Annotated in this window: 25 protein-coding genes; 4 read left to right on the top strand and 21 right to left on the bottom strand. The window is 34.6% G+C overall.

Annotated features, from left to right (window positions below):
• Positions 1 to 279 precede the first annotated feature (279 nt).
• A complete protein-coding gene (locus tag CP370_RS01965; RefSeq protein ID WP_232457440.1) occupies positions 280 to 414 on the bottom strand; it encodes an alpha/beta hydrolase in 135 nt (44 codons plus the stop codon).
• Between the two features lie 13 nt (positions 415 to 427).
• Between CP370_RS01965 and CP370_RS09940 the strand changes: the two genes are divergently transcribed.
• Entirely contained in the window at positions 428 to 751 is a 324-nt protein-coding gene (locus tag CP370_RS09940) for a hypothetical protein (RefSeq protein WP_232457439.1), read from the top strand.
• A 206-nt stretch (positions 752 to 957) separates the two neighbouring features.
• Here the strand turns inward: CP370_RS09940 and CP370_RS01975 are convergent, their stop codons facing one another.
• From CP370_RS01975 to CP370_RS02055, 17 genes are all read right to left on the bottom strand, one after another.
• Entirely contained in the window at positions 958 to 1,989 is a 1,032-nt protein-coding gene (locus tag CP370_RS01975; RefSeq protein ID WP_087712960.1) for a YeiH family protein, read from the bottom strand.
• A 194-nt stretch (positions 1,990 to 2,183) separates the two neighbouring features.
• Positions 2,184 to 3,341 (bottom strand): RNA-guided endonuclease TnpB family protein, encoded by a 1,158-nt coding sequence (locus tag CP370_RS01980; protein ID WP_012846242.1) that lies wholly within the window; start codon positions 3,339 to 3,341, stop codon positions 2,184 to 2,186.
• Between the two features lie 346 nt (positions 3,342 to 3,687).
• Positions 3,688 to 4,149 carry a hypothetical protein gene (locus tag CP370_RS01985; protein WP_012846243.1) on the bottom strand — a complete coding sequence of 154 codons (462 nt, stop codon included), beginning with the start codon at positions 4,147 to 4,149 and terminating at the stop codon, positions 3,688 to 3,690.
• Between the two features lie 267 nt (positions 4,150 to 4,416).
• Entirely contained in the window at positions 4,417 to 4,980 is a 564-nt protein-coding gene (locus tag CP370_RS01990) for a metal-dependent hydrolase (protein WP_011161954.1), read from the bottom strand.
• Between the two features lie 151 nt (positions 4,981 to 5,131).
• Positions 5,132 to 5,734, bottom strand: coding sequence for a LysR substrate-binding domain-containing protein (locus CP370_RS01995; protein ID WP_087713449.1), 603 nt, complete (start codon positions 5,732 to 5,734; stop codon positions 5,132 to 5,134).
• 60 nt (positions 5,735 to 5,794) lie between these two features.
• Entirely contained in the window at positions 5,795 to 6,682 is an 888-nt protein-coding gene (locus tag CP370_RS02000; protein WP_004894577.1) for an aldose 1-epimerase family protein, read from the bottom strand.
• A gap of 27 nt (positions 6,683 to 6,709) precedes the next feature.
• Entirely contained in the window at positions 6,710 to 8,104 is a 1,395-nt protein-coding gene (hslU, locus tag CP370_RS02005) for an ATP-dependent protease ATPase subunit HslU (RefSeq protein ID WP_004894575.1), read from the bottom strand.
• A 10-nt stretch (positions 8,105 to 8,114) separates the two neighbouring features.
• Positions 8,115 to 8,639 (bottom strand): ATP-dependent protease subunit HslV, encoded by a 525-nt coding sequence (gene hslV / locus CP370_RS02010; protein ID WP_004894572.1) that lies wholly within the window; start codon positions 8,637 to 8,639, stop codon positions 8,115 to 8,117.
• Positions 8,640 to 8,643: 4 nt separating this feature from the next.
• A complete protein-coding gene (xerC, locus tag CP370_RS02015) occupies positions 8,644 to 9,567 on the bottom strand; it encodes a tyrosine recombinase XerC (protein ID WP_087712959.1) in 924 nt (307 codons plus the stop codon).
• Positions 9,568 to 9,569: 2 nt separating this feature from the next.
• On the bottom strand, positions 9,570 to 10,886 hold the full coding sequence (gene trmFO, locus CP370_RS02020; RefSeq protein WP_004894568.1) for a methylenetetrahydrofolate--tRNA-(uracil(54)-C(5))-methyltransferase (FADH(2)-oxidizing) TrmFO: 1,317 nt from the start codon (positions 10,884 to 10,886) through the stop codon (positions 9,570 to 9,572).
• 97 nt (positions 10,887 to 10,983) lie between these two features.
• On the bottom strand, positions 10,984 to 13,065 hold the full coding sequence (gene topA / locus CP370_RS02025; RefSeq protein WP_087712958.1) for a type I DNA topoisomerase: 2,082 nt from the start codon (positions 13,063 to 13,065) through the stop codon (positions 10,984 to 10,986).
• A 65-nt stretch (positions 13,066 to 13,130) separates the two neighbouring features.
• Positions 13,131 to 13,976 carry a DNA-processing protein DprA gene (gene dprA / locus CP370_RS02030; protein WP_004894562.1) on the bottom strand — a complete coding sequence of 282 codons (846 nt, stop codon included), beginning with the start codon at positions 13,974 to 13,976 and terminating at the stop codon, positions 13,131 to 13,133.
• A gap of 52 nt (positions 13,977 to 14,028) precedes the next feature.
• Entirely contained in the window at positions 14,029 to 14,781 is a 753-nt protein-coding gene (locus tag CP370_RS02035) for a ribonuclease HII (protein WP_087712957.1), read from the bottom strand.
• On the bottom strand, positions 14,778 to 15,617 hold the full coding sequence (gene ylqF / locus CP370_RS02040; protein WP_004894556.1) for a ribosome biogenesis GTPase YlqF: 840 nt from the start codon (positions 15,615 to 15,617) through the stop codon (positions 14,778 to 14,780). The genes CP370_RS02035 and ylqF overlap by 4 nt, the downstream gene beginning before the upstream one ends.
• Before the next feature lies 1 nt (position 15,618).
• Positions 15,619 to 17,070, bottom strand: coding sequence for a S41 family peptidase (locus CP370_RS02045; protein ID WP_087712956.1), 1,452 nt, complete (start codon positions 17,068 to 17,070; stop codon positions 15,619 to 15,621).
• 7 nt (positions 17,071 to 17,077) lie between these two features.
• A complete protein-coding gene (locus CP370_RS02050) occupies positions 17,078 to 17,305 on the bottom strand; it encodes a YozE family protein (RefSeq protein ID WP_004894551.1) in 228 nt (75 codons plus the stop codon).
• Positions 17,305 to 18,162 carry a DegV family protein gene (locus CP370_RS02055; protein ID WP_087712955.1) on the bottom strand — a complete coding sequence of 286 codons (858 nt, stop codon included), beginning with the start codon at positions 18,160 to 18,162 and terminating at the stop codon, positions 17,305 to 17,307. Before CP370_RS02055 ends, CP370_RS02050 begins: the two co-directional genes overlap by 1 nt.
• 144 nt (positions 18,163 to 18,306) lie before the next feature.
• On the opposite strand from CP370_RS02055, the gene CP370_RS02060 reads away from it, so the two are divergent.
• Complete coding sequence (locus CP370_RS02060) at positions 18,307 to 18,972, top strand: hemolysin III family protein (protein WP_011161942.1); 666 nt, start codon at positions 18,307 to 18,309, stop codon at positions 18,970 to 18,972.
• 46 nt (positions 18,973 to 19,018) lie between these two features.
• Here the strand turns inward: CP370_RS02060 and CP370_RS02065 are convergent, their stop codons facing one another.
• Entirely contained in the window at positions 19,019 to 20,215 is a 1,197-nt protein-coding gene (locus CP370_RS02065; RefSeq protein WP_087712954.1) for a CCA tRNA nucleotidyltransferase, read from the bottom strand.
• Between the two features lie 56 nt (positions 20,216 to 20,271).
• On the opposite strand from CP370_RS02065, the gene CP370_RS02070 reads away from it, so the two are divergent.
• Positions 20,272 to 21,162: a YitT family protein gene (locus tag CP370_RS02070; RefSeq protein WP_087712953.1), complete on the top strand. Its 891-nt coding sequence runs from the start codon at positions 20,272 to 20,274 to the stop codon at positions 21,160 to 21,162.
• A gap of 169 nt (positions 21,163 to 21,331) precedes the next feature.
• Positions 21,332 to 22,249, top strand: a complete 918-nt coding sequence (locus CP370_RS02075; RefSeq protein ID WP_087712952.1) for a prenyltransferase — start codon at positions 21,332 to 21,334, stop codon at positions 22,247 to 22,249.
• A gap of 117 nt (positions 22,250 to 22,366) precedes the next feature.
• Here the strand turns inward: CP370_RS02075 and CP370_RS02080 are convergent, their stop codons facing one another.
• Complete coding sequence (locus tag CP370_RS02080; protein WP_087712951.1) at positions 22,367 to 25,279, bottom strand: DEAD/DEAH box helicase; 2,913 nt, start codon at positions 25,277 to 25,279, stop codon at positions 22,367 to 22,369.
• The gene (locus CP370_RS02085; RefSeq protein WP_004894537.1) at positions 25,269 to 25,694 is read right to left on the bottom strand and encodes a (deoxy)nucleoside triphosphate pyrophosphohydrolase; all 426 of its coding nucleotides are present in this window, start codon (positions 25,692 to 25,694) and stop codon (positions 25,269 to 25,271) included. Before CP370_RS02085 ends, CP370_RS02080 begins: the two co-directional genes overlap by 11 nt.
• Positions 25,695 to 25,785: the final 91 nt, after the last annotated feature.

The raw sequence follows: 25,785 nt of genomic DNA on the forward strand, positions 1-25,785 counted from the left end.
ATTTGGTCATAAGAAAACCCCCGAAATCCGTGTCCGAATTTCGAGGGTCACTACACCTACTTAGACCACCGTACTCACCCTATTTTTACAAGAAAATTTGAATTTTAATTAATCATTTTTTTCACATAACTAAATAAAAATGGATAGGTTTCTTTCCCCTATCCATTTTTTAATATGGTTTAGTTTGCTAATTTAATTCTTTTATCGGCAACTTGTTCAATAAAATACTGGTCATGGTCAATTAAAAGCATTGCTGGTTTTATTGCTTGTATAAACACATCACTTATTCCACACAAACTTAATGAGAGCTTTATCAACTTGCGAATTTTCATGGAGCTTTGAATACTGTGCATTTTTGCCGTTAATCTTCAAAACACGACAAGTACTGTTACACCCACTAACAAGATACTGCAATGAAAGGTATGACTTGTTATCAACCCTACCATCACTACCATTTAATTTTCCTATTGAAGATCGTGATATTACCTCTACTTATTTAGGTACAGAATCCATGTCAGTTAACTTACCTACCGAATGTAAGCTTAATGAAAATTCAGAATTATCATTTAGAATGCTAAAAGGAAAAATGATTTTAAGCCCTGCTAACATCGGTTTTTGGACCCAGATTTATCATGATGAAATTCCTGATAGCAAAATAATCTTCCAAGATGAGTCAACAGATTATAGCGAAATCTTACAGTATTCCGTCCTCCCCTTCTTTACTATTAATTTAACTAGTTTAGATTCATAATGGGGTAATAATCTTCCTAATAACCGTTCCGCTCGTCCCTTATCAGATGAGGTGGCTCATCAAAAGTTCTATGCTTGCTACTTAAAGCAAAACCAAACTTGTCTTATGCCTTTAATTGAAAAATTGCAGGATCAATGGAGTAAATATGATCAAATGTAAAAAAGCCGATTGCTTGGTAGAGAAGCAATCGGCTTTTTATCATTAATTTAAAAGAATAACTTACTCATAATAATCATGAAGATCATCAAGCAAGTAGAACTAATTGCAGCAGCCCCAAATACGGTACCACCACGTTTGAAGATAACACTGAAGTTAACTGAAATACCTAAAGCGGCCATTGCCATCCCCAAAAAGACATATGCTGCTTGAACTAAGCCATCTAAAACTACTGGTGGGAATGGTAAGAAAGTACCTAAAATACTGGTTAAAACAAATCCGCCTAAGAACCAAGGAATTGGTAATTTCTTAGGTGCTTGTGTATGATCTTGCGCACTTTCTTTTACCAGTCTTCTTTGGTACCAGTATCCAATTATTAAAGCAACTGGTGCTAACAGTAAAACACGTGATAATTTCATAATTAACGCACTATCTAAACTTGCTTCACCAAAAGCACTACCAGCTGCAATAGCATGGGCAATTTCATGAAGAGATCCACCAGCAACAATACCAAATTGTGAATCTGTTAACCCAAGCATTGGTTTAATCACAATTTCTAAGAGTGTAAATACTGTTCCCATCACACAAACTACAGCAACAGCAAGTACCTCGTTTTCTCTTTTACGTTCTTCATCTCTACTCTCAATTTGAGGGGAAACGCCCATTACAGCAGCTGCTCCACAAATTCCGCAGCCACAAGCTGATAACACTGCTAGTTCATCTTCTGCCCCAAATTTTTTACTAAGCCAGTAAGTCAAAACAATCGTTCCACTTACCCCTAGCATTGCAACTAAAATTGTTTTAATACCAGCATCAGCTAGCTTAGTAAGATTAAGTCTAAAACCCAGTAAAATGATTCCTAATCTCAAAAACTTATTAGAAATAAAACCAATCCCTGGTGCTGCTTCTTCTCTTACCCCAACTGGTAAAACCTGCAGTGAAATTCCCAATAAAAGTGCAATTACCAACGCACCAATCAAGTTAACATAGGGTAATTTTGCTATAAAAATACCTGCCACGGAACAAATTAAAGTCATTGCAGCTGCAAGACCAAATGATTTACTCTTAACAATACTTATCAATAAAAATACCTGCTATACAAAACATGGAAATATGTAGAAGAATACGAATTTTCTACATATCAGAAAGATATATTTTTTCCTTTCTTTGTTTCATTTACTGTCGTCTTCACTAGTATTCTGATATTCCAATCTAGGAGTAATCACATTGACTAGCTCGTACAGCTTAAGGGCCTAGCCAGCCCTGTTTATTTTCTTTATTTTGCTAAAGCTAAAAGGTTTAAAACCGCATTTTCATCTCGATCATTACTATAGCCACACTCATAACAAATATACTCATTATGTTTTGTACCATGCTTTTTATTGCCTTGCAAAGTGATTTTTTCATCACCTTTTTTGACATAGCCGCACTCAGCACATCTTTGAGTTGATGGGTATGTTTTATCAGCCAAGATTAATTCTTTGCTATACCAATCACACTTATAAGTTAATATCTGCCTGAATTTGCTAAATAATGATCGTTGCATACCTTTTGAAGCTACATGCGTCATCATCATTTCTTTAACTGCTAAATCTTCAATTACAATTTGGTCGTAATCATCTACGAGGTTAGTAGTAAACTTCTGTAAAAGATCATTTTGAATATTAGCTACTTTGCGATAATCTCTTTGCAGTTTGGTTCTCACTACATAGTAATTATATGATTTTGTAGCTAACTTACCGTTAACTTCTCTTTTACGTGCTAACATTCTTTGATAATGTTTGATACGCTTATAAAGCTTTTGCAATTTAGCTGGCAAAACATTGATTTGTCCATCTGTGTAATTAAAGTGACCGACATTGACATCAACTGCTGTCTTTTGATGAGTTTTAGATTTATATTCAATCTTTTCTTCATAGGGAAGAGCCGCATAATAAGCGTTTTTTTCTTTGAAGATACTTACTACTTTAACTTCACTCATCTTTAAGGCCTCATAACTAGACAAATCAAACCAATCTTCTTTTGAGACACTTCTAGGTTTATCAAGTCGAAGTTTACCGTTCACAATCTTAGCTCTGTCAGTTTTAAAGCCTTGTCTGGGATCTTTCTTAGATTTAAAACTAGGCATTCCCCAATCAGGTTGTGACTTATTAAAGAAGTTCTTCCAAGCATTGGCTAAATCTTTAACAGTTAATTGCAAACATCTAGCAGATAAACCATATTGCCAATCTGCTTTATAAGCAACTAGTTCATCACGGACTCTGCGTTCATTGGGACTTGGATTATCTTGCTTGTTCAAGGTATATGCTTCATACATTAATTGCCAAGTTTCGAGCCCTTTATTCCAGCAATATCTGCGATAGTCGCATAAAGCATCGAGATGCTTTTGCATGGTCTTATTAACTTTTAGCTTAACTACTTGAGTTTTAATCATTGCTTCACCTCCTAAAATACAAACATAAGTTTATCTAAGGAAGGAAAGCAAAACAAGTAAGTATTGAATTAAAGCTTATTTTCCATGTTTAGCTTTCTAAATAAGCTAATTTTTCCATCTTCTTCTATAAATTTCTATATTTTGGTTAACAGTTAATCAGCTCCAGTTTAATTGCTTATTCCCACCCAGGAAAATTTACAGAATAAGCAATCATATAGTGTTTTAAAGTGATTCTTTCTCGAAAGCAAAATTCTTATATTACTATAATATCCAATCCAATAATTAAAGTAAAATAATATGCTCATAAAATCACAAATATTTTTATTGATATAAAAAGGATGAAAGCCTAAATTGTACTTTCATCCTTCAATTTTGTGATATTATTCATAAAATCTTTAAAATCAATTACAGTCTCAAATGTTAAGAAAAACAATAAAGCTTTAATCCAAGATCGACTAAGTAAAAAGAAAAAGCAAATTGCTAATGCTATCAGACCTATTCCCACAAACAAAGCTAAGGCAGTTAACTTTGCTCCAAATAAATTAACGACCTCCTTAAAACTGCTTGGCTCATTTTTAACTAATAAAGATAGGTCATGATATTGCTTACTAGTCCTTACTCGAAATGATAAAAAAGTAAATACGGTTCCAATAATAATTAAGCCGGCTCCAAGTAATTGAAATAAAAGACTCATTGGAGGCTGTCTAAACATTAAAATGCCTCCAAGAATTAGCAAGATGTCCGCAAGCAAATTATAACGTAAACGTTTATTTTCTAATTTAGTAAAAATTAATTCATTCGAATCCATACTTCATATCCTTTAATATTCTTCTTTCTACCAGTATACTGGTTAAACTAAAAATGACCAAGAGCAATTTTAACTCTTGGTCATCTAGGTCAATTAACGTCCTTTATGAACTGTGTCATTTTCAACTGGAATTGGCTGGGCTTTAAGCTCAACTGCACCATACAAAATACCGATTAAACCGGCTATTACTAATAATTGGGACATATTCAGGACTCCTCTCTTGGAATCTTCCCCCCAGTACCTATCTTACAGGCTTAAGTCTACTTTTCAAAACAAAAAGACTTGTGTCGCAGGTGTCAAAGAAAGCCAAATCCAATAAAAAGTCATCATAATTACTGCTAAATAAGACATCATAGTTAAAAAGTTCTCAAAGCAACCTCCAACCTTATAATGAATTGGTGATTTTCTCTTTTTCTTATAGAATGGCGCTAGCCACTCTACTCCTTGCTTACTGAAACTATCTTCAACTAGATGCAAAAAATAGCCAATTACTAGCCCAAACCAAAGCGCACTCCAATAATTCTGAGAAGTTAAGTTGTTGATATGAATAGGAATAAATTTATTCATTAAATAATATAGACCACCAGAAAAAATGGCCCAGCCAAGGAAAGAATGAGTAATCCCACGATGTTTAAGAAAAAGACTAAAATTGATCACTGACTTCTTGCTTGCAGAACTGTTATATTCATCAATATCAGGTAAAGAAGCGCCAATCGCAGTCGCAGCCAGAATAATAATGTTGTTAACTGGATCGATCAATAGACGATTAGTTAATAATAAGCTTAGTTCCACGATTGCAATACTGCAAATTCGATGTGACCTAGTTAGCACTTCTTTTCACCCTCTCTAGAACATATATTCTATTTTAACAAAATTCCCACCATAATGGGAACTTGTATACGCCAAGGTATAAAAAAACTCTAGTTTTGCACTAGAGTTTTTAAGTAATATTATTTCATAGCTTTACATAATTATTTTACTTTTAATTGCTATCTTCTTTTAATATTTTGCTCAATTCTTCTACTCGCTGATCTTCTGGTTTAGCAATAAAAGCATATTCTTCAGTGAATTGTTTTCCATCTCGCAACAAGAACAACTTTTGTACTTGGTCATTCTCAATATGGGTGGCTGTTTTTTCATTCATAATTAAGTAGCCAGATCCAGATTCAACCATTAAAATTGCTTCTCCTAAGGTTTCAACCGCAAGTAAATCACTATCAACTTGAAGAACATCTTTTAAATAGTGGTATTCACTCTTTTCTTCCTCTACTCCTGCTACCATAATGCAAGGCAAATTCTTTAAATCACTCACTTCAACAGTTTGTTGATATTTATTAAAATTACCCGCTTGCACCAGGGCCACTAAAGCAACCTCATCAACCGGATAAGTAGCTAGTTGCTGATAGATAGTATGCCTTGAATTAACTAAGACTGCATCTAACTCATTGTTTTGAATCTTAACTTCAATCTCATCATATGAAACAGGCTCTAAACTCACCTTTTCGTCTTTATGTAAAGTTTGCCATTTACCTGCTGCCTGTTCCAACTCATGTCTACCTAAATTTTTTAAATATCCAATCTTCATTTTTTCACCTGTATACAAAATAAGACTTTGATCTTTCAACCAAAGTCTTATTTATCTTAATTACTTAGCTTTATCATGAAACGCAATTGTAAAACCATTCTCCCAAACTTCACTTGGAGCAAGATGGTTCATGCCACGTTTATGTTCTAGTTTACCATCACTATCTAAAGTATCTGCAATGCCCCACCATGGTTCAATACAGATATAGTTGCCAGTCTTAGGATATTGTGACCACAAACCCACAAATGGTGCATTTTCCATTTTGACATTAATGTGATAGTCACTCTTATCAGTTCTAATAGAAATCTTGTTAGGTTGCTTTAATTCAAAGACCCAGGCATCATCCTTAAATAATTCATCACTAATTTCAAACATCGAATCAGTTGCGAGCAAAGAACGATTTTCCCAGTCAAGGTATGGTGCCTTTAAAGGAATCTTCACATGGTCCATTGAAGGATCAAACTTAAAGTAGTAATCATTCTTATTCAACCCATTATCAGTTGGTAAATTAAAACCTGGGTGGCCACCAATACCAAAGATCATTTCTTTAGTATCAGTATTAGTTACTGTAAAGTGTTCTTCCAGCAAATTATTCATTAAACTGTAAGATACTCTCAGTTCAAAATCAAATGGATACATTTTTTTAGTATCTTCATTAGAAGTTAGAAGAAAAACAATGTGCTTATCATCTTGTTCTTCAACAGTAAATTGTGCATCCCGAGCAAAACCATGTTGTCCCATATGGTAAGTTTTACCATCATAAGTATATTGATCATCCTTTAAACGTCCAACTACTGGGAATAAAACCGGAGCATGCCGTCCCCAAATTTCGGGATCTGCCTGCCACATGTATTCTCGACCACTATTTACATCTTTAACACTTTGAATTTCAGCACCCTTATCAGAAAGTGTTACTGTTAAAAAATTATTCTTTAATTGATAATCCATAATTTAACTTCTCTTTATCTACTAAAATTACAAAATAAATTTTGTTAAGTCTTTATTAATAATTATATCACTCAATTTTTGATCAACATACTTCTGAGTAATAGTGATTTCACCCATATTCATGTCTGGTCCTTCGTAAAGAACATCTTCAAGTAATTTTTCTAAAATAGTTGCTAAACGACGTGCACCAATATTGTCAGTTCCCTGATTTACTTCAAAAGCTATTTGAGCAATTCGATCAATTGCTTCTTGAGTAAAGACTAATTTAATACCATCAGCCTTAAGAAGTGCAATATATTGCTTCAAAAGTGAGTTTTGTGGATCCTTTAAGATCTTAACAAAGTCTTCTTGAGTCAAGGCATTTAATTCAACACGAATTGGGAAACGTCCTTGCAATTCTGGAATTAAATCGCTTGGCTTACTTTCGGCAAAAGCACCCGCTGCAATGAAGAGGATGTGGTCAGTAGATACAGGACCATACTTAGTTGAAACAGTTGAACCTTCAACAATTGGTAAGATATCTCTTTGTACACCTTCACGAGAAACTTCACCAGAGGTCTTCTTGTTACCAGCAGTGATCTTGTCAATTTCGTCGATAAAGATAATACCATTTTGTTGAGTACGCTCAATTGCACGTTGGTAGAGAGAATCGTAGTTAATTAACTTCTTTGATTCTTCTTGAATTAAAACTTCACGTGCATCTGATACTTTTAATGTACGCTTAACAGTCTTCTTAGGCATTAGGTCACCCATCAAACTTGACATGTCAATTCCCATTTGGCCCATCATATCGCCCATTGGGTTTACCTTTGGAGCTTGTTCTACTTCGATGGTAACTTCACGATTCTCAAGTAATCCCTTATTAAGTTGATCAGCTACGCTAAGACGTTCATTACGAATATCATCAGTTACTTCTTCATTATCTTGAGGTTGATTCATGTTGAAGTTACCGGAAAGCATTTGCATCATTTGTTGCATGGAATTTTCACGGTTTTCACGCTTAATTCCGGGCACAATTAACTTCACTAGACGATTATTAGCTTTCTTAGTAGCTTGCATTTTAACATGTTCAAATTGATCTTTTTCTTCCATTCGAACTGCTTCTTCAACTAGGTCACGAACCATTGATTCAACATCACGTCCAACGTAACCAACCTCAGTAAACTTAGTTGCTTCAACCTTTACAAAAGGTGCATCGACAATTTTAGCAAGTCGACGTGCAATTTCGGTCTTACCTACACCAGTAGGCCCTGCCATTAACATGTTTTTTGGCGTAATATCTTGTTGCATTTGTTTTGGTAGTTGCAATCTACGATAGCGATTATATAATGCAACAGCAACAGACTTTTTAGCTTCGTTTTGGCCAATAATATATTTATCAAGTAATTCTACAATTTGTTTTGGAGTTTTTTTCTCAGTCAAAATATTTCACCTAGATTTCATCAGTAGTAATGTGGTCATCTGTAAACACATCAATTCCAGAAGCAATCTTAACAGCTTCTTTAGCAATTTCACTTGCGCTCATCCCATTACTGTGGCGAGTCATGGCAATTGCAGCTGCTTGGGCAAAGTTACCACCAGAACCAATAGCTACCACGTCTTCATCTGGTTCAAGTACTTCACCATTACCAGAAATTAATAATAAGTCTTTATCATTAAAAGCAATTACCATAGCTTGTAATTTAGCTAAAGTTGGATCTTTACGCCAGCTTTGCGCCATTTCAACGGCAGCTCTACGTAAGTCACCAGAATAAGTTTCAAGCTTTCCTTCAAGCATATCTTGCAAGCTAACTGCATCTGCAACACCGCCAGCAAAGCCGATTACTACTTGATCATGATAAATTCTTCTAATCTTTTTAGCAGTTGCCTTAGCAATAACTTTTTCACCTAAGGTAACTTGACCATCACCAGCGATGGCGGTTTTATTGTTATATCTAACAGAACAAATTGTTGTCATATTATTATGCCTCGTCTTTCTTATCTTTTCTTGGGAAAAATTTTTGATAATCAGCTTGTAAATGCTTCATTGTGACATGAGTATAGATTTGCGTCGTTGACAAAGATTCATGGCCTAAAAGCTCCTGCACACTCCTTAGGTCTGCTCCATTATTAAGCATTTCAGTTGCAAAAGAGTGTCTAAGCATATGGGGATGAACCTTTCCACCAACTCCCGCTTTAATAAAAACTTGCTGCATAATGTATTCAATTCCGCGGCCAGTTAACTTTTGTCCCCGGTTATTTAAAAATACATAGCCTAGATCTTCATTTTTACCTAGTAGATCTAGTCGACTTTCATCACAATATTCTTTTAAAGCATTGGCCGCATCTTTTCCAAAGGGAACATAGCGGTCTTTATTACCCTTCCCATGAGCTAAGATAATCTTTAAATCAAAATCAATCTGATCTAGCTTTAAAGATGCTATCTCACTTAAACGCATCCCAGTCGCATAAAAAAGTTCAAACATTGCACGATTTCTTACTACCAACTTTTCATGACCAGCAAGACTATCAAAGACCTGCCGCATTTCTTTTTCATAGAAAAATTGTGGTAATTTCTTTTCGCCTAATCTTAAACTAATTGTCTGCATTGGATCATTATCTAGCACTTCTCGCTTAACGAGAAAGCGATAAAAAGATCTTAAACTAGACATTTTACGCGCTTGAGTAGTTCTTGACCTATTTTGAGTCGCTAAGTTTTGTAAGAAAATTTCAACATCGCGACTTTTGACTTGATCCCAGCCGCTAAAGCCTCCATTTTCTTTAAAAAACTCCTTAACTTCATTTAGGTCATTTAAGTAAGAGCTTACAGTATTTTTACTATAATTACGTTCATAGTTCAAGTAATCTTGAAATTGTTTGACTAATTTATCATTTTCTTTAGACATTATTAATCAAGCTTCTTCTCTTCCTTAAAGGCTTCAAGATCTTTCAATGCTCGCTTTGAAATTTCTAAGTGTCGTTCTTGTTTGTTTCTTACCTTGTAATCTAATTTTGGCAAGAGTGCATAGGAAGCATTCATTGGTTGGAAATGCTTTGCGCTAGTGGTTGTGATGTAGTTGGCCATAGAACCCAAGGCAGTTGACTTAGGAAAGACTAGCGTTTCTTCTCCTAAAGCTTCTCTAGCCGCATTAATTCCGGCAACTAACCCAGAACCGGCACTTTCAACATAACCTTCTACCCCTGTCATTTGTCCCGCAAAGAAGAGACCAGTTTGCTTTCTGGCTTCATAATTTGCATTCAAAACTTCAGGGCTAGCAATATAGGTGTTGCGGTGCATTTTACCATAGCGAACAAATTTTGCATTTTCAAGACCTGGAATCATTGAAAAGACTCTCTTTTGCTCACCATATTTTAGATGAGTTTGGAAACCAACGATGTTATACATTGTGCTAGCTGCATTATCTTGACGCAATTGCACAACTGCATAAGGAGTTTTTCCAGTCTTAGGATCTTCTAAACCAACTGGCTTGAGTGGACCAAAGAGCATTGTCTTTTCTCCTCTTTTGGCCATTACTTCAATTGGCATACATCCTTCAAAAACATTCTTATCTTCAAAGCCATGTAAGGTAGCTGTCTCGGCCCCAACTAAATTTTTGTAGAAATTATAAAACTCTTCTTTAGTCATTGGACAATTCAAATATGCAGCTTCACCCTTGTCATAACGTGATTTTTTATACACAATATCACGATTAATGGAACTAGCTGCCACAATTGGAGCAGCCGCATCAAAGAAATGAAGTGAGTCAGTACCACAAAACTCCTTAATTTGTTCTGCGAGTGTATCTGAGGTTAATGGACCAGTCGCAATGATCGTGATACCATCTTTTGGAATCTCAGTGATTTCTTCCTCATGAACATGAACATTTGGCAAGTCCTTCAAAGTTTTAGTTACAACTGCACTAAACTTATCTCTATCAACAGCTAGAGCTCCACCAGCAGGTACTGCAGTTTCATCCGCTGCTTTCATAATTAAGGAATCCAGCTGTCGCATTTCTTCTTTTAATAAACCAACAGCATTTGACAGTTGGTTAGATCTCATTGAGTTAGTACATACTAATTCTGCAAAGTTTGCAGTTTCATGAGCAGGCGTATTTTTCTTAGGTCGCATTTCATATAAATCTACTTCAATGCCACGCTTAGCTAATTGCCATGCAGCTTCACTCCCTGCAAGACCTCCGCCGATTACGGTTACATTCTTTACCATGCAATCTTTCCTTTCTGCTCGACTCTTTCAAGTCTATATAAAAATGATATCATTAAACCGCTTTCGTTTTAATGATATCATTGATTTTTATTATAATTTAATTTTCTTCTGGTTCTTCACGGTAATCACCATTTGGACAAAGGATTACTAGTCCTTTCTTGTTCTTCTTTTGAACTAAGAAATGACCATCGTTTGGACAATTACGACCAATTGGTTGATCCCATGAAACAAAGTCACAATCTGGGTAGCGTGAACAGCCGTAGAATTTACGGTTACGTTTTGATTTCTTTTCGATAACTTCGCCCTTACCACACTTAGGACAAGTTATGCCAATCTTCTTAACGATTGGTTTAGTATTACGACAATCTGGGAAGCGTGAGCAAGCATAGAACTTACCATAGCGTCCCATTTTGATAACCATTGGAGCTCCACAAATATCACAGTTAAAGCCTGCAGGTTCATCTTTAATTTGAACCTTTTCAATTTGTTGATCTGCTTTATCTAATTCTTTAGAAAATGGCTTGTAGTATTCATCAACTACTTTAATCCAATTCTTCTTCCCTACTTCAACCCCATCTAGGTCATTTTCAAGTTGAGCTGTAAAGTCAACATTAACAATATCAGGGAAAAATTCTTCAATTAACTTATCTACGATTTCACCTAATTCTGTAGGTACAATTGATCTACCTTCAAGTTTTACATAGTAACGTTTCTGAATGGTATCAATTGTTGGTGCATAAGTTGATGGACGACCAACGCCGTTTTCTTCAAGAGCACGAACTAAACTAGCTTCTGTATAACGTGCAGGTGGTTGAGTAAAGTGTTGACGATCATCAGTCTTCTTAAGCTTAACCTTATCGCCTTCATTTAACTCAGGAAGTTCATTACTCTTTTCTTTTTGGTTATCGTATACCTTCGTAAATCCAGCAAATTTAAGTTTTGAGCCAGTTGTTCTGAAGGTTACATCATTTTGCTCAATATCAGCTCTAACTGTATCGTAAACAGCTGGAGTCATTTGACTAGCAATAAATCTTGACCAAATTAAAGTATATAGTCGATATTCTTCGGTTGTTAAATACTCTTTTACAGAAGCTGGAGTTCTAAAAGCTGAAGTAGGACGAATTGCTTCATGGGCATCTTGAGCATCTGCATCATTTTTAAAATGTTGTGGCTTAACTGCTGCGTAATTTTCACCATATTCTTCATGAATAAATTTTGAAGCTTCGTGCTTTGCAACATTGGCAATACGCTTTGAGTCAGTACGCATGTAAGTGATCAAACCGACAGATCCCTTACCAAGGTTCACACCTTCATAAAGAGATTGAGCAATTCTCATTGTTCGACGAGTTCTGTAGCCTAAGCGCTTGTTTGCTTCTTGTTGCATAGTTGAAGTGGTAAAAGGAGCAGCCGGTTGACGTCTTCTTTCCTTTTTAACTACTTTTGTAACTTCAAAGTTTTTCCGCTTATCAATTCGCTTTAAAACATCTTGAACTGCTTCGTTATTTGGCAACTCTTGCTTTTTGCCCTTAATGCCATAAAAAGCACCTTTGAACTTTTCTGTGCCTTTTTCGAAATCAGCATCAATAGTCCAGTACTCTTCTGGCTTAAAGTTCTTGATTTCATTTTCACGATCAATTACTAACTTCAAGGCAATGGATTGAACACGTCCAGCTGACAAGCCTTTCTTTACCTTTTGCCACAAGATCGGACTAATTGAATAACCAACCAAACGATCTAGGACACGACGAGCTTGTTGAGCATCAACAATATCCATATCAATAGTTCTTGGATTCTTAAAGGCATTCTTAACAGCATCTTTAGTAATTTCGTTAAAAGCAACGCGGTTATGTTCTTTTGGATCTAAATTTAATGCATGAGCGACATGCCAAGCAATTGCTTCTCCTTCTCGATCCGGGTCGGAAGCAAGATAAACATATTTTGCTTTTTTAGCTTCGCTCTTTAATTCTTTAATCGTATCGCCTTTTCCACGAATGGAGATATATTTTGGTTCATAGCCATGTTCTACATCAACTCCCATTTGAGACTTGGGTAAATCACGAATATGGCCTTTTGAAGCGATAACATGATAATTTCTTCCTAAATATTTTTCAATTGTCTTAGCCTTATGAGGAGACTCAACAATAACTAAATTCTTTTTATTTTTTCGTTTAGTAGGCATAGAATGCCCCTTCCTTGCACAATTTTTACCAAATTCTAAAATACCAAAAATTTTACTCTTGTCAACTAAAGCAAATTTTTAAAATCAGCATTAACCAATGGATAAGCACCAGCGGCAATTAGCTCATTAGGGCCTTCTGACAGGGGACTTGAGACTGGTCCCGGAACTGCAAAAATATTGCGATTTTCTTCTAAAGCAATATTTGCAGTAATTAAAGAGCCCGATCTTTTTCTAGCTTCAGTCACAATAATATTTTTGCTTAAGCCCGCAAGTATTCTATTGCGCTCAGGAAATCTATAAGGTCTTGGAGGAGTATCCGGTAAATATTCACTGATCAATAGTCCCTTGGCCATAATTTCTTCCTGGAGCATTTTGTTTTCTTGCGGATAAAAATGGTTGAGTCCATTTCCAATTACGGCAATTGTCTTACCATTATTTTTTAATGTTTCTTGATGAGCAATTCCATCCACTCCGCGTGCTAAGCCACTAGCAATAACAAAATCTTGCTGTATCAGCTGTGGAATTAATTGTTTTAAGACAAAACGACTATAATTTGTCGGCTGTCTTGCGCCAACTATAACTGTAATCTCCTTTTTAAGCAAGGATAAATCCCCTCTAGTAAAAAGAAGTGTTGGTGCATTATACATTTCACGGAGTGCATTTGGATAGATTGTATCAAAAATAGTGATAACATCACACTGTAATTCAATTCTTTCAATCCAAGAATTAAACTTATCATTTTTCATTGCAGCTAAAACAAGATTTTGGATATTTGATTTTAATGATAAACTCTCTATTTTGTCAACTGTTACTTCTTCACCAGCAGTAAAATTTGCTACAATTTTTCCTATAGTAGTAATGCCAAGACCTTGCTGTAATTTTAACCTTAAACAAAATTCTTTCAAATTCATATAAATAAAACCTCCACTATCATGTACGCAAAAGTGAAGGTTTATTTTTTAATTATTTTTCGTATTCACTAACTGGAGCAAAAGATCTCCGATGAATCGGGGTTGGACCGTATTTTTTAAGAGCCTCCATGTGCTCACGGGTTCCGTAGCCTGCATTATGTTTAAAATCATATTCTGGATAGAGCTCACCATAAGCATCCATTAAGTTATCCCGAAACACCTTAGCTACAATACTAGCGGCAGCAATTGAGTTAGACTTAGCATCCCCATGAATTAATTTAACTTGGGGAATGTTTAAAGGTACATTCATCGCATCAACTAATAAGGCATCCGGCTTTACTTTTAGACCTTGAACAGCATGAGCCATTGCCACACGATCTGCTTCATAAATATTAATCTGATCAATTACATCATTATTAGCTAAGCCGACACTAACACTGACAGCTTTTTCTAGAATCTTTGGAAAAAGCGCCTGTCTCTTCTTAGGTGATAATTTTTTTGAGTCATTAACATCAATTAAGTCAAAATCATGTGGCAAAATAACCGCAGCTGTAACTACAGGGCCAGCAAGCGGTCCACGCCCTACTTCATCAACCCCAGCAACAAGTCGATCCTTTTGCCAAAATTCTTTTTCATAAGAAAAACGGGATTGAAATTGAGCTAATGCTTTAGCATATTTAGCTTGTCTTTTTTCATAGCTAATTAAGAGCTTTTGGACACCCTTTCGTTCATCAGCTTTTAATTCTTCTAACTGCTCTTTACTTACTTCTCCTTGAAGTAAGTTTTTTATTTCAGTAATCGTCATCTAAGATCGAACGTAATCCTTCCCAATTTTCCCTTGCGTAAACGTTGAAGCATAAAGAGTGAAAACTTATCATAGTCATCTCGCATACCGTATTTATTGGTCATTGCTAACAATAAATCTGGATTAGACATACTGTCCATCTCTTCACTTGAAATTCGTGCAAATTTAACAAGATCATCGCGATAATTTTGCTTCAAAAATTCAATCACAAATAAGGCAACGTCATCGGGATGAAAAATATCCGCCTTAATTGCCCCGCAAGCTGCTAATTTGTAACCTACTTCTTGATCAGAAAACTTAGGCCACAAAATCCCTGGTGTATCTAAAATCTGAACATTAGTCTTTGTCTTTAACCAACTCTGTCCACGTGTTACACCAGGCTTATCACCAACAATTGCAGCATTTCTACCAACCATACGATTAATAATAGTAGATTTACCACAGTTTGGAATTCCTGCAATAGCTACTCGAATCATTGGATTTGATGCACCTTTTGCAATTAATTTATCTGTCTTTTCCTTACCAGCCAACTTAATAATTTTAAATAGACTAGTCATATTTGTAGTATGCTGGGCATCCATCGAAATCACGAAGTTACCCTCATCTTGATAATAACGGGTCCATTTTTTAGTTTGAATTGGATCAGCCAAATCAGCCTTATTTAAAACAATAATATGCGGTTTCTTCTTTGTTAATTGTCCAATCATTGGGTTACGAGAAGAAACTGGTAAACGCGCATCTAAAACTTCAATTAAGACATCAATCAGGTCTAGATTATCTTCTAACTGATTTTTAGCCTTATTCATATGTCCTGGATACCATTGAATAGTTGCCATTTTAATCCTCCATATCCTTTAGATTCAAACTCATTGCCTTCTTTAAAGCAGAATTATCATCTTGCAGTTTTTGTGCAACTGCTAAATAAAGTTGAGCTTGTACTTGCCCATTTACTATACCATCTGCTGTCAAGCCATGGGCTTTTTGAAACTCAATAACCGCATTCTTAGTTTCATCATCAAAAACTCCTGTAACATACTTTGGCATATAACCTAAGGCAGTCAAGTATTGCTGCAGAGTTGCCACATCAACACCAGTCATCGATTTCTTCAAAATACTCATACTTTGGAATTGAGGTAGTTTAGCTAAAGAAGATTCAGGAACAGGATAGGTTGGCTTTAGCCCCTTTTGGTTGATCCAAGTTCCATTTGGAGTAAGCCACTTAGCAATTGTATATTTATATTCAGAATCTTGCGTCTGCCCTACTTCCTGCACTGTTCCCTTACCATAGCTTGTTTGACCGACAGAAACTGCCCGGTGATTTTGAACAAGAGCTGCGGTAAAGATTTCACTAGCACTAGCTGTATTTGCATTAATTAAAATAATTGGCTTTAGGTTTGTATGGTAGCCCCCAGAAAGTTTTTTATCAGAGCGAATAACTTCTTTTTGCTTGCGGTCCTGATATTGCATAATAATTTTATTATTTGGCAAGAAATATGATGCAGACTTCAAAGCAGCATCCATTGCGCCACCAGGATTATCCTGTAAGTCAATAATTAACTTAGGATATTTTTTAGTATTAATTGACTTTAAAGCACTCTTTAAATCTTTAGCGGTATTAACGTCAAATTGTGTAATTGTAATAATTGTTGCGTTACCTTCAGTTCGCTTAGTTAAGCTGGATTGGGAGATTTTAGCGCGCTTTAAGGTAACGTTGAAAGTAGAATTAGCACGTCTAAGTTTCAAGGTAACTTTTGTACCAATTTTTCCTCTAACTAAAGGAGCTATTTTACTAAACTGAGCTGCACTTACTTTTTTATTATTAACAGCAACAATCTCATCGCCAGGTTTAATAGTACTTTTTGAAGCTGGAGAATCAGCAACAATAGAGTCCACAACAACTTTATTGTTGCGTACTGCCATCTGAATACCTACTCCGCCAAAGCTCGAACCCTCTAAAATATTATTAACTTGTTCTTGGTTTGCCCCACTTAATCCCTCAGAAAAAGGATCATTAAGACTATTAAGCATCCCGTTAATTGCCCCTTGGCGCAACGTTTGCGGTGAGACTTTTTTATAATATGAACCTTGTAATTGCTCATACACTTTTTCAACTTGATAAAAAGGTGACTTTAGTTCCTTAACTTCCATAATTCCAAAGGTCAAACCTGCACCAATTGCCGCACCAGCTATACCAGTTAACAAAAATTGAGCATATTTGGGAAGATGCTTCTTTTTATTATTTGAAATTTCCTTATTTTGATGAGAATTATTTGGTTCTACTTCTGCCATATTAGCCTCAGTTCATATTATCTAAATATAATTGATATGCCTTGTCAAAAACGCTCATGCTTGGTAAATAGCCAGCATTTAATTCTAAATATTCTGACAATTTTTCATAGTCTTCTTCTTGTTTTGGAAAAGAACTGTCATGTTGAGCATTGTTAGCAAATTCAGCAATATCATCTAAAGAATCAGGATTTCTTTGAGTCATTAAAAAACGATAAAAGCTCTCACGATAAGCCATTAAAAGTCCTCCGTTGTGTAGAATACTGCATAAGCACCACTACCAGCATGAGTTGCAATAATTGGACTAGTAACACGAGTTAACACTTTAATATCAGGGTTAATTTCTTTAATTTTATTAGTCCAAACTTCCATATCTTCAGGCGTATCAACATAAGAAATTGCTACTTCTTTGATATCTTGTTTATGTTCTTCAATATCTTTTAAAATACGTTTATCAAAGTTCTTAGAAAACTTCTTTCCGCGGCCTTTCTTAGCAACGTCTAAATTTCCACCTGGCATATGCAATTCAATTCTAATATTTAGTAAAGTAGCAATTTTACCAGCTAATGGGCCAAGACGTCCACCTTTAATCAAGTTATTTAGGTTAACTACCATCATCTGTAATTTTTGCTTCTTTTTAAGGTCTTCAACATGATTTACAATTTCTTCAAGACTCTTGCCTGCTTGCGCATCCTTAGCAGCGGCCAGCACTTGATAAGCTTCTGCACGATCAGTTAGTTCAGAATCAATTAAAGTTACTTCTTTAGTCTTTCCAATTATGTCAGCAGCCTGTCTAGCAGCTTCAATTGTTCCGCTTAAAGAACGAGCAAGAAAAATTCCTACTACTTGGCTTCCATCGGCAGTTAATTCTTTAAATACTTTTTCAAAAATTCCAATTGATGGTTGACTTGTCTTTGGTAATTCTTCAGACGCATCCATCTTCTTTACAAATTCTTCTCGACTGATGTCAATGCCATCTGTGTAAGTCTTACCATCGATAGTAATAGTTAATGGAACGACTGTAATATCGTATTTATCAATTTCTTCAGGAGTTAATTGAACTGAGGAATCAGTTACTACTTTAATCTTAGCCATTCTAAGTGCTATCCCCTATTCTTCTATAATTATTATTCTATGTTAGAATTTATTAAGTACAATCTCAAGTATATCAAAAATACAAAAATGAGTTAAAATTTATTAAATAGATTATAAAGTTATTATATAAGGCGGAATAAATGAATGTCTTTTAAACAATTGTGGCAAGAACCTAAAAATCGGTCTAAAACCTATAACATTTTGAACAACATTTTTAGTGCTATTACTCATGGAATTGGCTTTGGACTGGCTGTTGCAGGATTGGTAGTTCTAATTGTGAAAGCTGCCCATACAGGAAGTGCCCTGAGGGTAACAGCCTTTACTCTTTATGGCTCTAGTTTGGTTATCCTTTATCTTTTTTCAACACTCTATCATAGTTTGATTTTTACTCGAGCTAGGCGAGTGTTTCAAATATTCGATCACTCTTCCATCTTTATTTTAATTACTGGAACCTACACTCCTTATACCTTAGTCGCAATTGGCGGGGTAAAGGGATGGGTAATGTTTGGTATTATTTTAGCCCTGGCCATTTTTGGTATTTTATTTTATATCTTTAATCAGGGAAAACATGTTGTTTTAGATACTATCCTTTACGTATTAATGGGCTGGATTGTAATTATTGCTTCCAGTACCCTTTACCCAGTTCTTGGGCCAACTGGATTTTGGCTCTTAGTCTGGGGCGGAATTGCCTATACTGTCGGTGCCATCTTATTTTCAATGCGCGGCGTCCCCTACATTCACGTGATTTGGCACATGTTTGTTTTATTAGGTTCAATCCTGATGTATTTTTCAATTCTATTTTATGTTTAAAAAAGAAGCAGACAGTGAAAACAATTATCACTGTCTGCTTTTTTAGTTAATGATTTAAAGAAATAAATTCAGTAATCGCTGCCTTGTTATTACTAATTACTCCCTCTAAAACGGCTTTTTTAATTTCTTCTAATAAAAGCCCAACTCTTGGTCCAGCTGGAATACCATTTTTTAATAAAAAGTGGCCATCTACTACTAGGTCACGATTATTCTTAATTGGTAATGCTTCGTAACTATCAACCAATGCACTCCCATTGATTGGTTGGCCCAAAATATGAGCTAAATCGATTGTTGAAACAATTGTTTCTAAACCAGCTTTATACAGATCATAATTATTTGGAGCATGCGAACTAATTAAGTCAAAGAAAGCAACAATATCAGCTACTTGACGCTCCATTGCATTAGAATTCTTCCACATCCGCATAAAGTGAGGAATCTTGTCATTTGGTAATTTTAGTAAAATAATCATCAAAGCCCATAGATTAGCTTCATTAGTAGGGCTAAAATTAAGTTGAGGATAAAGAGCTAAATTCTCTTTTTTACCCCTAAAACCAGGTACTTCTTCTGATAAACCAGTATCTAAAAAGATTTGGAATGCCTTTTGGCTGCCAAGAGCAATACCCATTTTTACGAATTCATCTCTGATACGTTCAACAGAAATTTTACTTAGTAACTCATGATTGTCACTAATTGCCTGTTCTGTTTCTGGTTCAAGCGTAAATTGCAATTGACTCATGAATCGAACTGCACGCATCATTCTTAAGGCATCTTCATGAAAACGATTCTCAGCTTTTCCAACGGCACGAATCAAATGCTTTTCTAAGTCACCTAGTCCGTCAAAGTGATCAATAATATTTCCATCCACGTCCATTGCTAGAGCATTAATAGTGAAATCACGCCGCTTTAAATCTTCTGATAAGTTTTGGACAAAAGTTACATGGTCGGGTCTACGGAAATCTTGGTAGCCAGATTCAGTTCTGAAAGTTGTAATCTCATAGCTTTCACCCTCATAAAGAACAGTGACGGTTCCGTGCTTAATTCCAGTATCAATTGTTTTCTTAAAAATTTGCTTAATTTCTATCGGATAGGCGCTAGTTGCAATATCGACATCATGAATGTGCCGATTTAAAAGCAAGTCCCGCACACTCCCGCCGACAAAATAGGCCTCATACCCCGCCTCATTAATCTCTTTTAAAACTGGAAGCGCGGCAGTAAAAACTTTCGGTAAATTATTAATCTTCATATATTCCCTATTCCCCTTAATTTTCACACTTCTTAATATAGAAAGAAGGAAGTAACATGACTAAATTATTCAATAAACAACTCTTTAAACAAATCTTCTTCATTACTCTAGGCTGCAGCATATATGCCTTTAGCTTAGATGCCATCAGCATCCCTAACAAACTTGCTGATGGCGGGATTAGTGGTATTGCCCTTTTACTTCGGTATTGGTTCCACATCAATCCAGGTTTATCTACGTTACTTCTAAATATCCCCCTAATTATAATCGGATATCGCTTTATGGGCAAACGGCTCCTTGCCTTGACAATCTGGGGTACACTTTGTCTATCCTTCTTCTTATCCTTTTGGCTTCATCTTCCTATTATAAACCAATTAAATTTAGACCATGATCTTTTTATTGCTGGTGTATTAGCAGGTTTATTTTCTGGTGTTGGGATCGGTATTGTATTTAAATACGGCGGAACCACGGGTGGAACAGATATTATTGCCAGAATCTTAGATTTAAAATTAGGGATTCCAGTTGGAAAATCTTTACTAGCTCTTGACGCTTTTGTCTTAACTATTTCTCTTAGTTACCTTGATATTAAACATATGATTTATACTTTGCTAGCTAGTTTTGTTTTAGCTAGAATTACTGATTCTATTCAAGCTGGTTCCTATGCTGCACAGGGATTGTTTATTATTTCTGATAAATATGAACAAATCGCTAAAATGATTGATGTTCAGCTAGATCGAGGATATACCTTCATAAATGCAGAGGGTGGATTTGATAGATCAGCTAAAAAAATCATTTACTGTGTAATTTCACCGCGTGAAATTAGTCAGGTTAAAGAATTAATCTTGCGTGAAGATCCTAATGCCTTTGTTTCAGTTATCGATGTTCATGAAGCCCTAGGTCAAGGCTTTACTTACGAAAGAAAAAAGAGACATATTTTCTTTAGAAGATAGTAATTTAAGGAAGAAACTAGTTGGTGCTAGTTTCTTTTTTTATCTTTAAAGGTAAAAAATTTGGAGTTAACTCCAAATTTTTGTCTGTCAACTATAGCGCCCTATTTTACATCAATTAAAAAATGAGTATTATAAATTAAGGATTTCATTTATAATATCGAGGAAAACAATGGAAAATAAAATTACTTGGGCAGCTTTCTACGAACTATCAGAAATTTATATTGCGCCTTTAAATCTAATTTGGTTTTTATTTGCCAGTGCAATTGCCTATCAAGACTTTCACTATCTAAACATTATCAATATTTTACTCTGCTTTTTAGATGTCTTTTTATTTGATCTAGCAGTTAATATTGCAGATGACTATTTTGATTATTTGCACGGCAAAGATCCGCATTTCTTAACTGTTACTAATACTATTGGTCGCATGAAACTTTCACTACCGGCAGTTAAAAAATTAATGGTCATTATGTATACTGTTTCAGCTATTCCAGGTCTAATTTTAGTATACCGAACTAACTATATCGTTTTAATATTAGGGATGATTGGCTATTTCTTCGGAATCTTTTACACGGCTGGTCCTAAGCCGCTTAATGCAACTAAATTTTGTGAATTAATTGTTAGTGGGATGATTTCAGTTTTTATTATTGAAGTCGGCGTGTATGTTGCGATTTGCGGACATTACACTTTTACCTGGACCACTTTCTTAACGACCCTACTTAAGTGTTTACCAATATTCTTCTTATTTTTTGCCACCCAACTAGCTAATAATACCTGCGATTTACGTGAAGATCTTATTAATGGTAGAAAGACCTTTGCGAGTTATCTTGGAACTCAAAAATCGATTTATTTATTGAAAATCCTTACCATTTTGGGCTTTCTTACTCCGATTCTTTTAGCAGCTATAAACCAAATTAGCTGGTTTAATACTCTGGTTGTGCTAATAACCCCATTTTTATGGAAAAATTTACAGACTTTCTTCAATAATCCGGACAAGCATAAAACCTATATGATTTTCATCAAAAATGAATCCCTATACTTTACAATTTACATTGGTCTATTTTTCACTTTGGCCTTAATAAGAAGATAGTAAAAAACTTCCGACTTTAAGTTAAATCGGAAGTTTTTATTTTTGCGCGCGTTTTTCGGTTGAAAAAACGGTCGATTAGCTAATCAACCGTTTTAATGGAATAAATTCATTTTTTACTTAATATTGGAGCTTAGTTAACATATAGTATCTATTTAATTCAACTGGTATTTTCAACTTAAGATTAAAAGAAACCACAGGTACCGTTTTCTCTTCCAATGATTTTTTATTGATGACTTTTTGATATTCTTGAACAAAACTATTCTCAATAGAACTACACTCACCAAGATAGATAAAGCTAACTCCATCATCATCAGATTTTTTTACAAATAAATGCAAATCAATATCTGGGTCTTTAAATTTAGCTATTTCATTACTATCTAATTTTCGATTAGTCTTTGAATAAATATTCATCAAACTGGGACTAATAAAGTGATCTGGATAATTAATCGAGTGACTTTTGCGCTTATCATATGTTACAAAAATTGGACAATTCTTTAAGTTATCATCAAAGCGATACCCACCAATATTTTGTCCTGAAACAATGTGTTTCCAATTTAATAATCGACATGCATCCGCACGAGTATACCTCTCACCAACTGTAAAACTTTGATTTGAATTATATCTTTTTGATCGTAGTATTCCAGTTTTAAGGGCATCTACAAATAAATCTTTAAAGAAAGTATTATTTAAACTTTCTTTTAAAACAGAATCAAGTTGATAAAAATTATCTTCATTGCTAATAAGTGATCGTCCACCATATGATTCTTTATTAGGAATTGCTTTTCCGTCGAAGAAGCTTAAAGACAAAATGCAATCTATAGATTCACTAGTTTTTTGATCAAAGTAACAATTATTTTTATTTAATATCTTACTATAATCTTCTTTACTTATTTTTTCTCTCTTTGATAATTCTTGTAAAAGCAATAGTTCATGTTGTCGTTTTCCATTAGCTAAGACAACAGTCAAAAATGTCAAGACTTTCTCTTGGTAAGTCTCTAATTTAGGTATCTCTTCTCCCATTTCAAGTAGAAACTTATAGTAATTCTTATATTTATCGGCAATTACTTGACAATCAATTGAATTAGCTTGCAGATCAGCCATCATAGGAATGCGACCAATTTTCTTTTTCTCATTCAAATACTCATTACGGAGCTTCCTTTTAACCGTTAAATTAGAATGATTAATCGATTCATATATTCTTTCTTTAGCAACATGAGTAAAATTAATAACCGATACACCATAAATAGGCTCTACATCAAGATCGTCTTTTAAATTATCTCGATTATGTGATTTATCGCCTGATAAAGCCATTGGAATCATGTAATTATTATCATATGCTCCAATAAAATCAATAACTGTTAAATAATCTTTACCCGGAAACTTACGTAGTCCACGACCTAATTGTTGTACAAAAACAATACTTGATTTAGTACTACGTAATAATACTATTTGATTAATACAAGGAATATCGATTCCCTCATTAAAAATATCAACTGTTACAATGTAATTAATCTTTCCTTTTTCTAGTTCTTCAACTACTTCGTCACGAGTTTCAACATCGTCTTTTCCTGATAGGGATTTTGCTTGTATCCCTTTTTGTCTGAGACTTTCAGCTAACTCCTCTGCTTCTTTATTTCTGCTACAAAAAATTAATCCATGAAGTATATCTCCGGAATAGCCGTAGTATTTCGTTTGTTCAATTATATAATCCACGCGCTCATCAGCCACTAGATCACTTAGAGAACTTGTATCACTGATAACATGATCTTCATAAACATAATCTTCAACCCCATAGTATTGAAAGGGAGCTAGCATTTTATTTTCTAAAGCATCTTGCAACCTGATTTCATATGCAATGTGATAATCAAATAGCTTAAATATATTAAAATCGTCTGTTCTCTCCGGAGTTGCAGTCATTCCTAAACAAAACTTAGGTTCAAAATAATTAAAAATTTTTAGATATTGACTTGCACCTAAGTGATGAGCCTCATCAAACATCACATAATCAAATTCATCCTTAGCAAATTGTTTCAAATTGATATCTTTTGATAAAGTTTGAGAAGTGGCAAAAACATATTTAGCTTTAATTCCACTTTGATCATTTCCACTGAATATCCCATATTCTTTTTTTGTTCCACCTATTACCTTATGAAAACTTTCTAATGCATCTTCTAAAATTTGCTCACGATGTACAACAAAAAGAAATCTTCTAGGTTTAAAATTTTTAACATCAAACGCACCTAAGTAAGTTTTTCCAGTACCAGTAGCAGAAATAATCAAAGCCTTATTAATGTCCTTTCGACGTAGATTTGCAATTTCTCCCAAGGCAGCCTTTTGCATTAAATTAGGCTCAATTATATTCTGATCTGCAATTTGATAATCATTTAGATGATCTAAGTTGTTTTTCTTTTTTATTTTTTTATATTCTAATTTATAAGCTTCATACCATTCTTTAGTTAAAGGAATTGCCTTATTCCATTCATTTTCAATTTGAAAAGTAAGTTCTTGAGTGATCTTTGCATTTGAAAGAGAATTGAGACGTAAATTCCACTCGTAATTACCAAAAATAGCACTAGAGGTTAAATTTGAACTTCCAATAATTGCAGAAGTATATTTATCATGGTCAAATAAGTATCCCTTAGCATGAAAAGGAAGAACCTCGTCATTATCATTTCGTTCATTAAATAACCGAATTTCAGCATTCTGAACCTCAAGTAAATCTCTAAAAATTGCCGGTTTATTAAAATATAAATAAGTTGAAGTTAGAATACGTCCCTTTATGCCACGCTTATAGAGATCATGTAATACTGTTTTTAATGATGCTAATCCTTGTTGGTTAATAAATGCAACAGCAAAAGTGAAAGACTTACAAGTAGCTAATTCCATTTTTAAAACACGATAAACATTAGTACCTTTTGATTGATTCAAAATCAAGCCAGCTGATAAATTACCAACCTCCAGATAGTCATCTTTATCAATAAAATTATTTTTTACTGTCTCTAGTAAGTCGCCTTTTATATTATCTTGCAAAATTTATATCCTCTAATTTTTGTTTTCCTAATTCTTCAACAATCTCTTCATCTGCTTTCGGCCAAGACAGATTAGCTAGTTCTTCTTCACTTACCCACTTAATTGAACTATGAGCAACTAATTTAAAATCATGTGTCTGAAGTTTAGCATAAAAAACTGTTAACTGAACTACTCCAAAATCATACTCAAATTCTGTACTTCTTCCAACTTGTGGACCTACTTCAATATTTACATTTAGTTCTTCCTTAATTTCTCTTTGAAGAGCTTGCTTTGGTGTTTCATTAGCTTCAATTTTACCACCAGGAAACTCCCACATATCATGCAATATCCGGTTTGAAGCTCTTTTAGCTACTAAGATTTTGTCTTGTTTTTGATTAAGAATTGCAGCACCAACAACTTTAATTTGTTTTTTCATTGTTAATCAACTTTCATCTTTAAAATCACAAAATAAGTATACCAAAAATCTGCCCTTAATCTTGATGTCGGAATCAGTATTCATAAGGATA

Source organism: Lactobacillus sp. UMNPBX19 (genome assembly GCF_002553805.1).
Taxonomy (GTDB): Bacteria; Bacillota; Bacilli; order Lactobacillales; family Lactobacillaceae; genus Lactobacillus.

Excerpts from the sequence above, each read along its gene's own strand:
- CP370_RS02070 (WP_087712953.1), top strand. The coding sequence starts at position 20,272 with ATGACTAAATTATTCAATAAACAACTCTTTAAACAAATCTTCTTCATT.
- trmFO (WP_004894568.1), bottom strand. The coding sequence starts at position 10,886 with ATGGTAAAGAATGTAACCGTAATCGGCGGAGGTCTTGCAGGGAGTGAA.
- CP370_RS02075 (WP_087712952.1), top strand. The coding sequence starts at position 21,332 with ATGGAAAATAAAATTACTTGGGCAGCTTTCTACGAACTATCAGAAATT.
- CP370_RS02035 (WP_087712957.1), bottom strand. The coding sequence starts at position 14,781 with ATGACGATTACTGAAATAAAAAACTTACTTCAAGGAGAAGTAAGTAAA.
- CP370_RS02060 (WP_011161942.1), top strand. The coding sequence starts at position 18,307 with ATGTCTTTTAAACAATTGTGGCAAGAACCTAAAAATCGGTCTAAAACC.
- CP370_RS01985 (WP_012846243.1), bottom strand. The coding sequence starts at position 4,149 with ATGGATTCGAATGAATTAATTTTTACTAAATTAGAAAATAAACGTTTA.
- CP370_RS02055 (WP_087712955.1), bottom strand. The coding sequence starts at position 18,162 with ATGGCTAAGATTAAAGTAGTAACTGATTCCTCAGTTCAATTAACTCCT.
- CP370_RS02085 (WP_004894537.1), bottom strand. The coding sequence starts at position 25,694 with ATGAAAAAACAAATTAAAGTTGTTGGTGCTGCAATTCTTAATCAAAAA.
- hslV (WP_004894572.1), bottom strand. The coding sequence starts at position 8,639 with ATGACAACAATTTGTTCTGTTAGATATAACAATAAAACCGCCATCGCT.
- CP370_RS01995 (WP_087713449.1), bottom strand. The coding sequence starts at position 5,734 with ATGAAGATTGGATATTTAAAAAATTTAGGTAGACATGAGTTGGAACAG.
- topA (WP_087712958.1), bottom strand. The coding sequence starts at position 13,065 with ATGCCTACTAAACGAAAAAATAAAAAGAATTTAGTTATTGTTGAGTCT.
- ylqF (WP_004894556.1), bottom strand. The coding sequence starts at position 15,617 with ATGGCAACTATTCAATGGTATCCAGGACATATGAATAAGGCTAAAAAT.
- CP370_RS02045 (WP_087712956.1), bottom strand. The coding sequence starts at position 17,070 with ATGGCAGAAGTAGAACCAAATAATTCTCATCAAAATAAGGAAATTTCA.
- CP370_RS02065 (WP_087712954.1), bottom strand. The coding sequence starts at position 20,215 with ATGAAGATTAATAATTTACCGAAAGTTTTTACTGCCGCGCTTCCAGTT.
- xerC (WP_087712959.1), bottom strand. The coding sequence starts at position 9,567 with ATGTCTAAAGAAAATGATAAATTAGTCAAACAATTTCAAGATTACTTG.
- CP370_RS01980 (WP_012846242.1), bottom strand. The coding sequence starts at position 3,341 with ATGATTAAAACTCAAGTAGTTAAGCTAAAAGTTAATAAGACCATGCAA.
- CP370_RS02050 (WP_004894551.1), bottom strand. The coding sequence starts at position 17,305 with ATGGCTTATCGTGAGAGCTTTTATCGTTTTTTAATGACTCAAAGAAAT.
- CP370_RS02000 (WP_004894577.1), bottom strand. The coding sequence starts at position 6,682 with ATGGATTATCAATTAAAGAATAATTTTTTAACAGTAACACTTTCTGAT.
- dprA (WP_004894562.1), bottom strand. The coding sequence starts at position 13,976 with ATGAATTTGAAAGAATTTTGTTTAAGGTTAAAATTACAGCAAGGTCTT.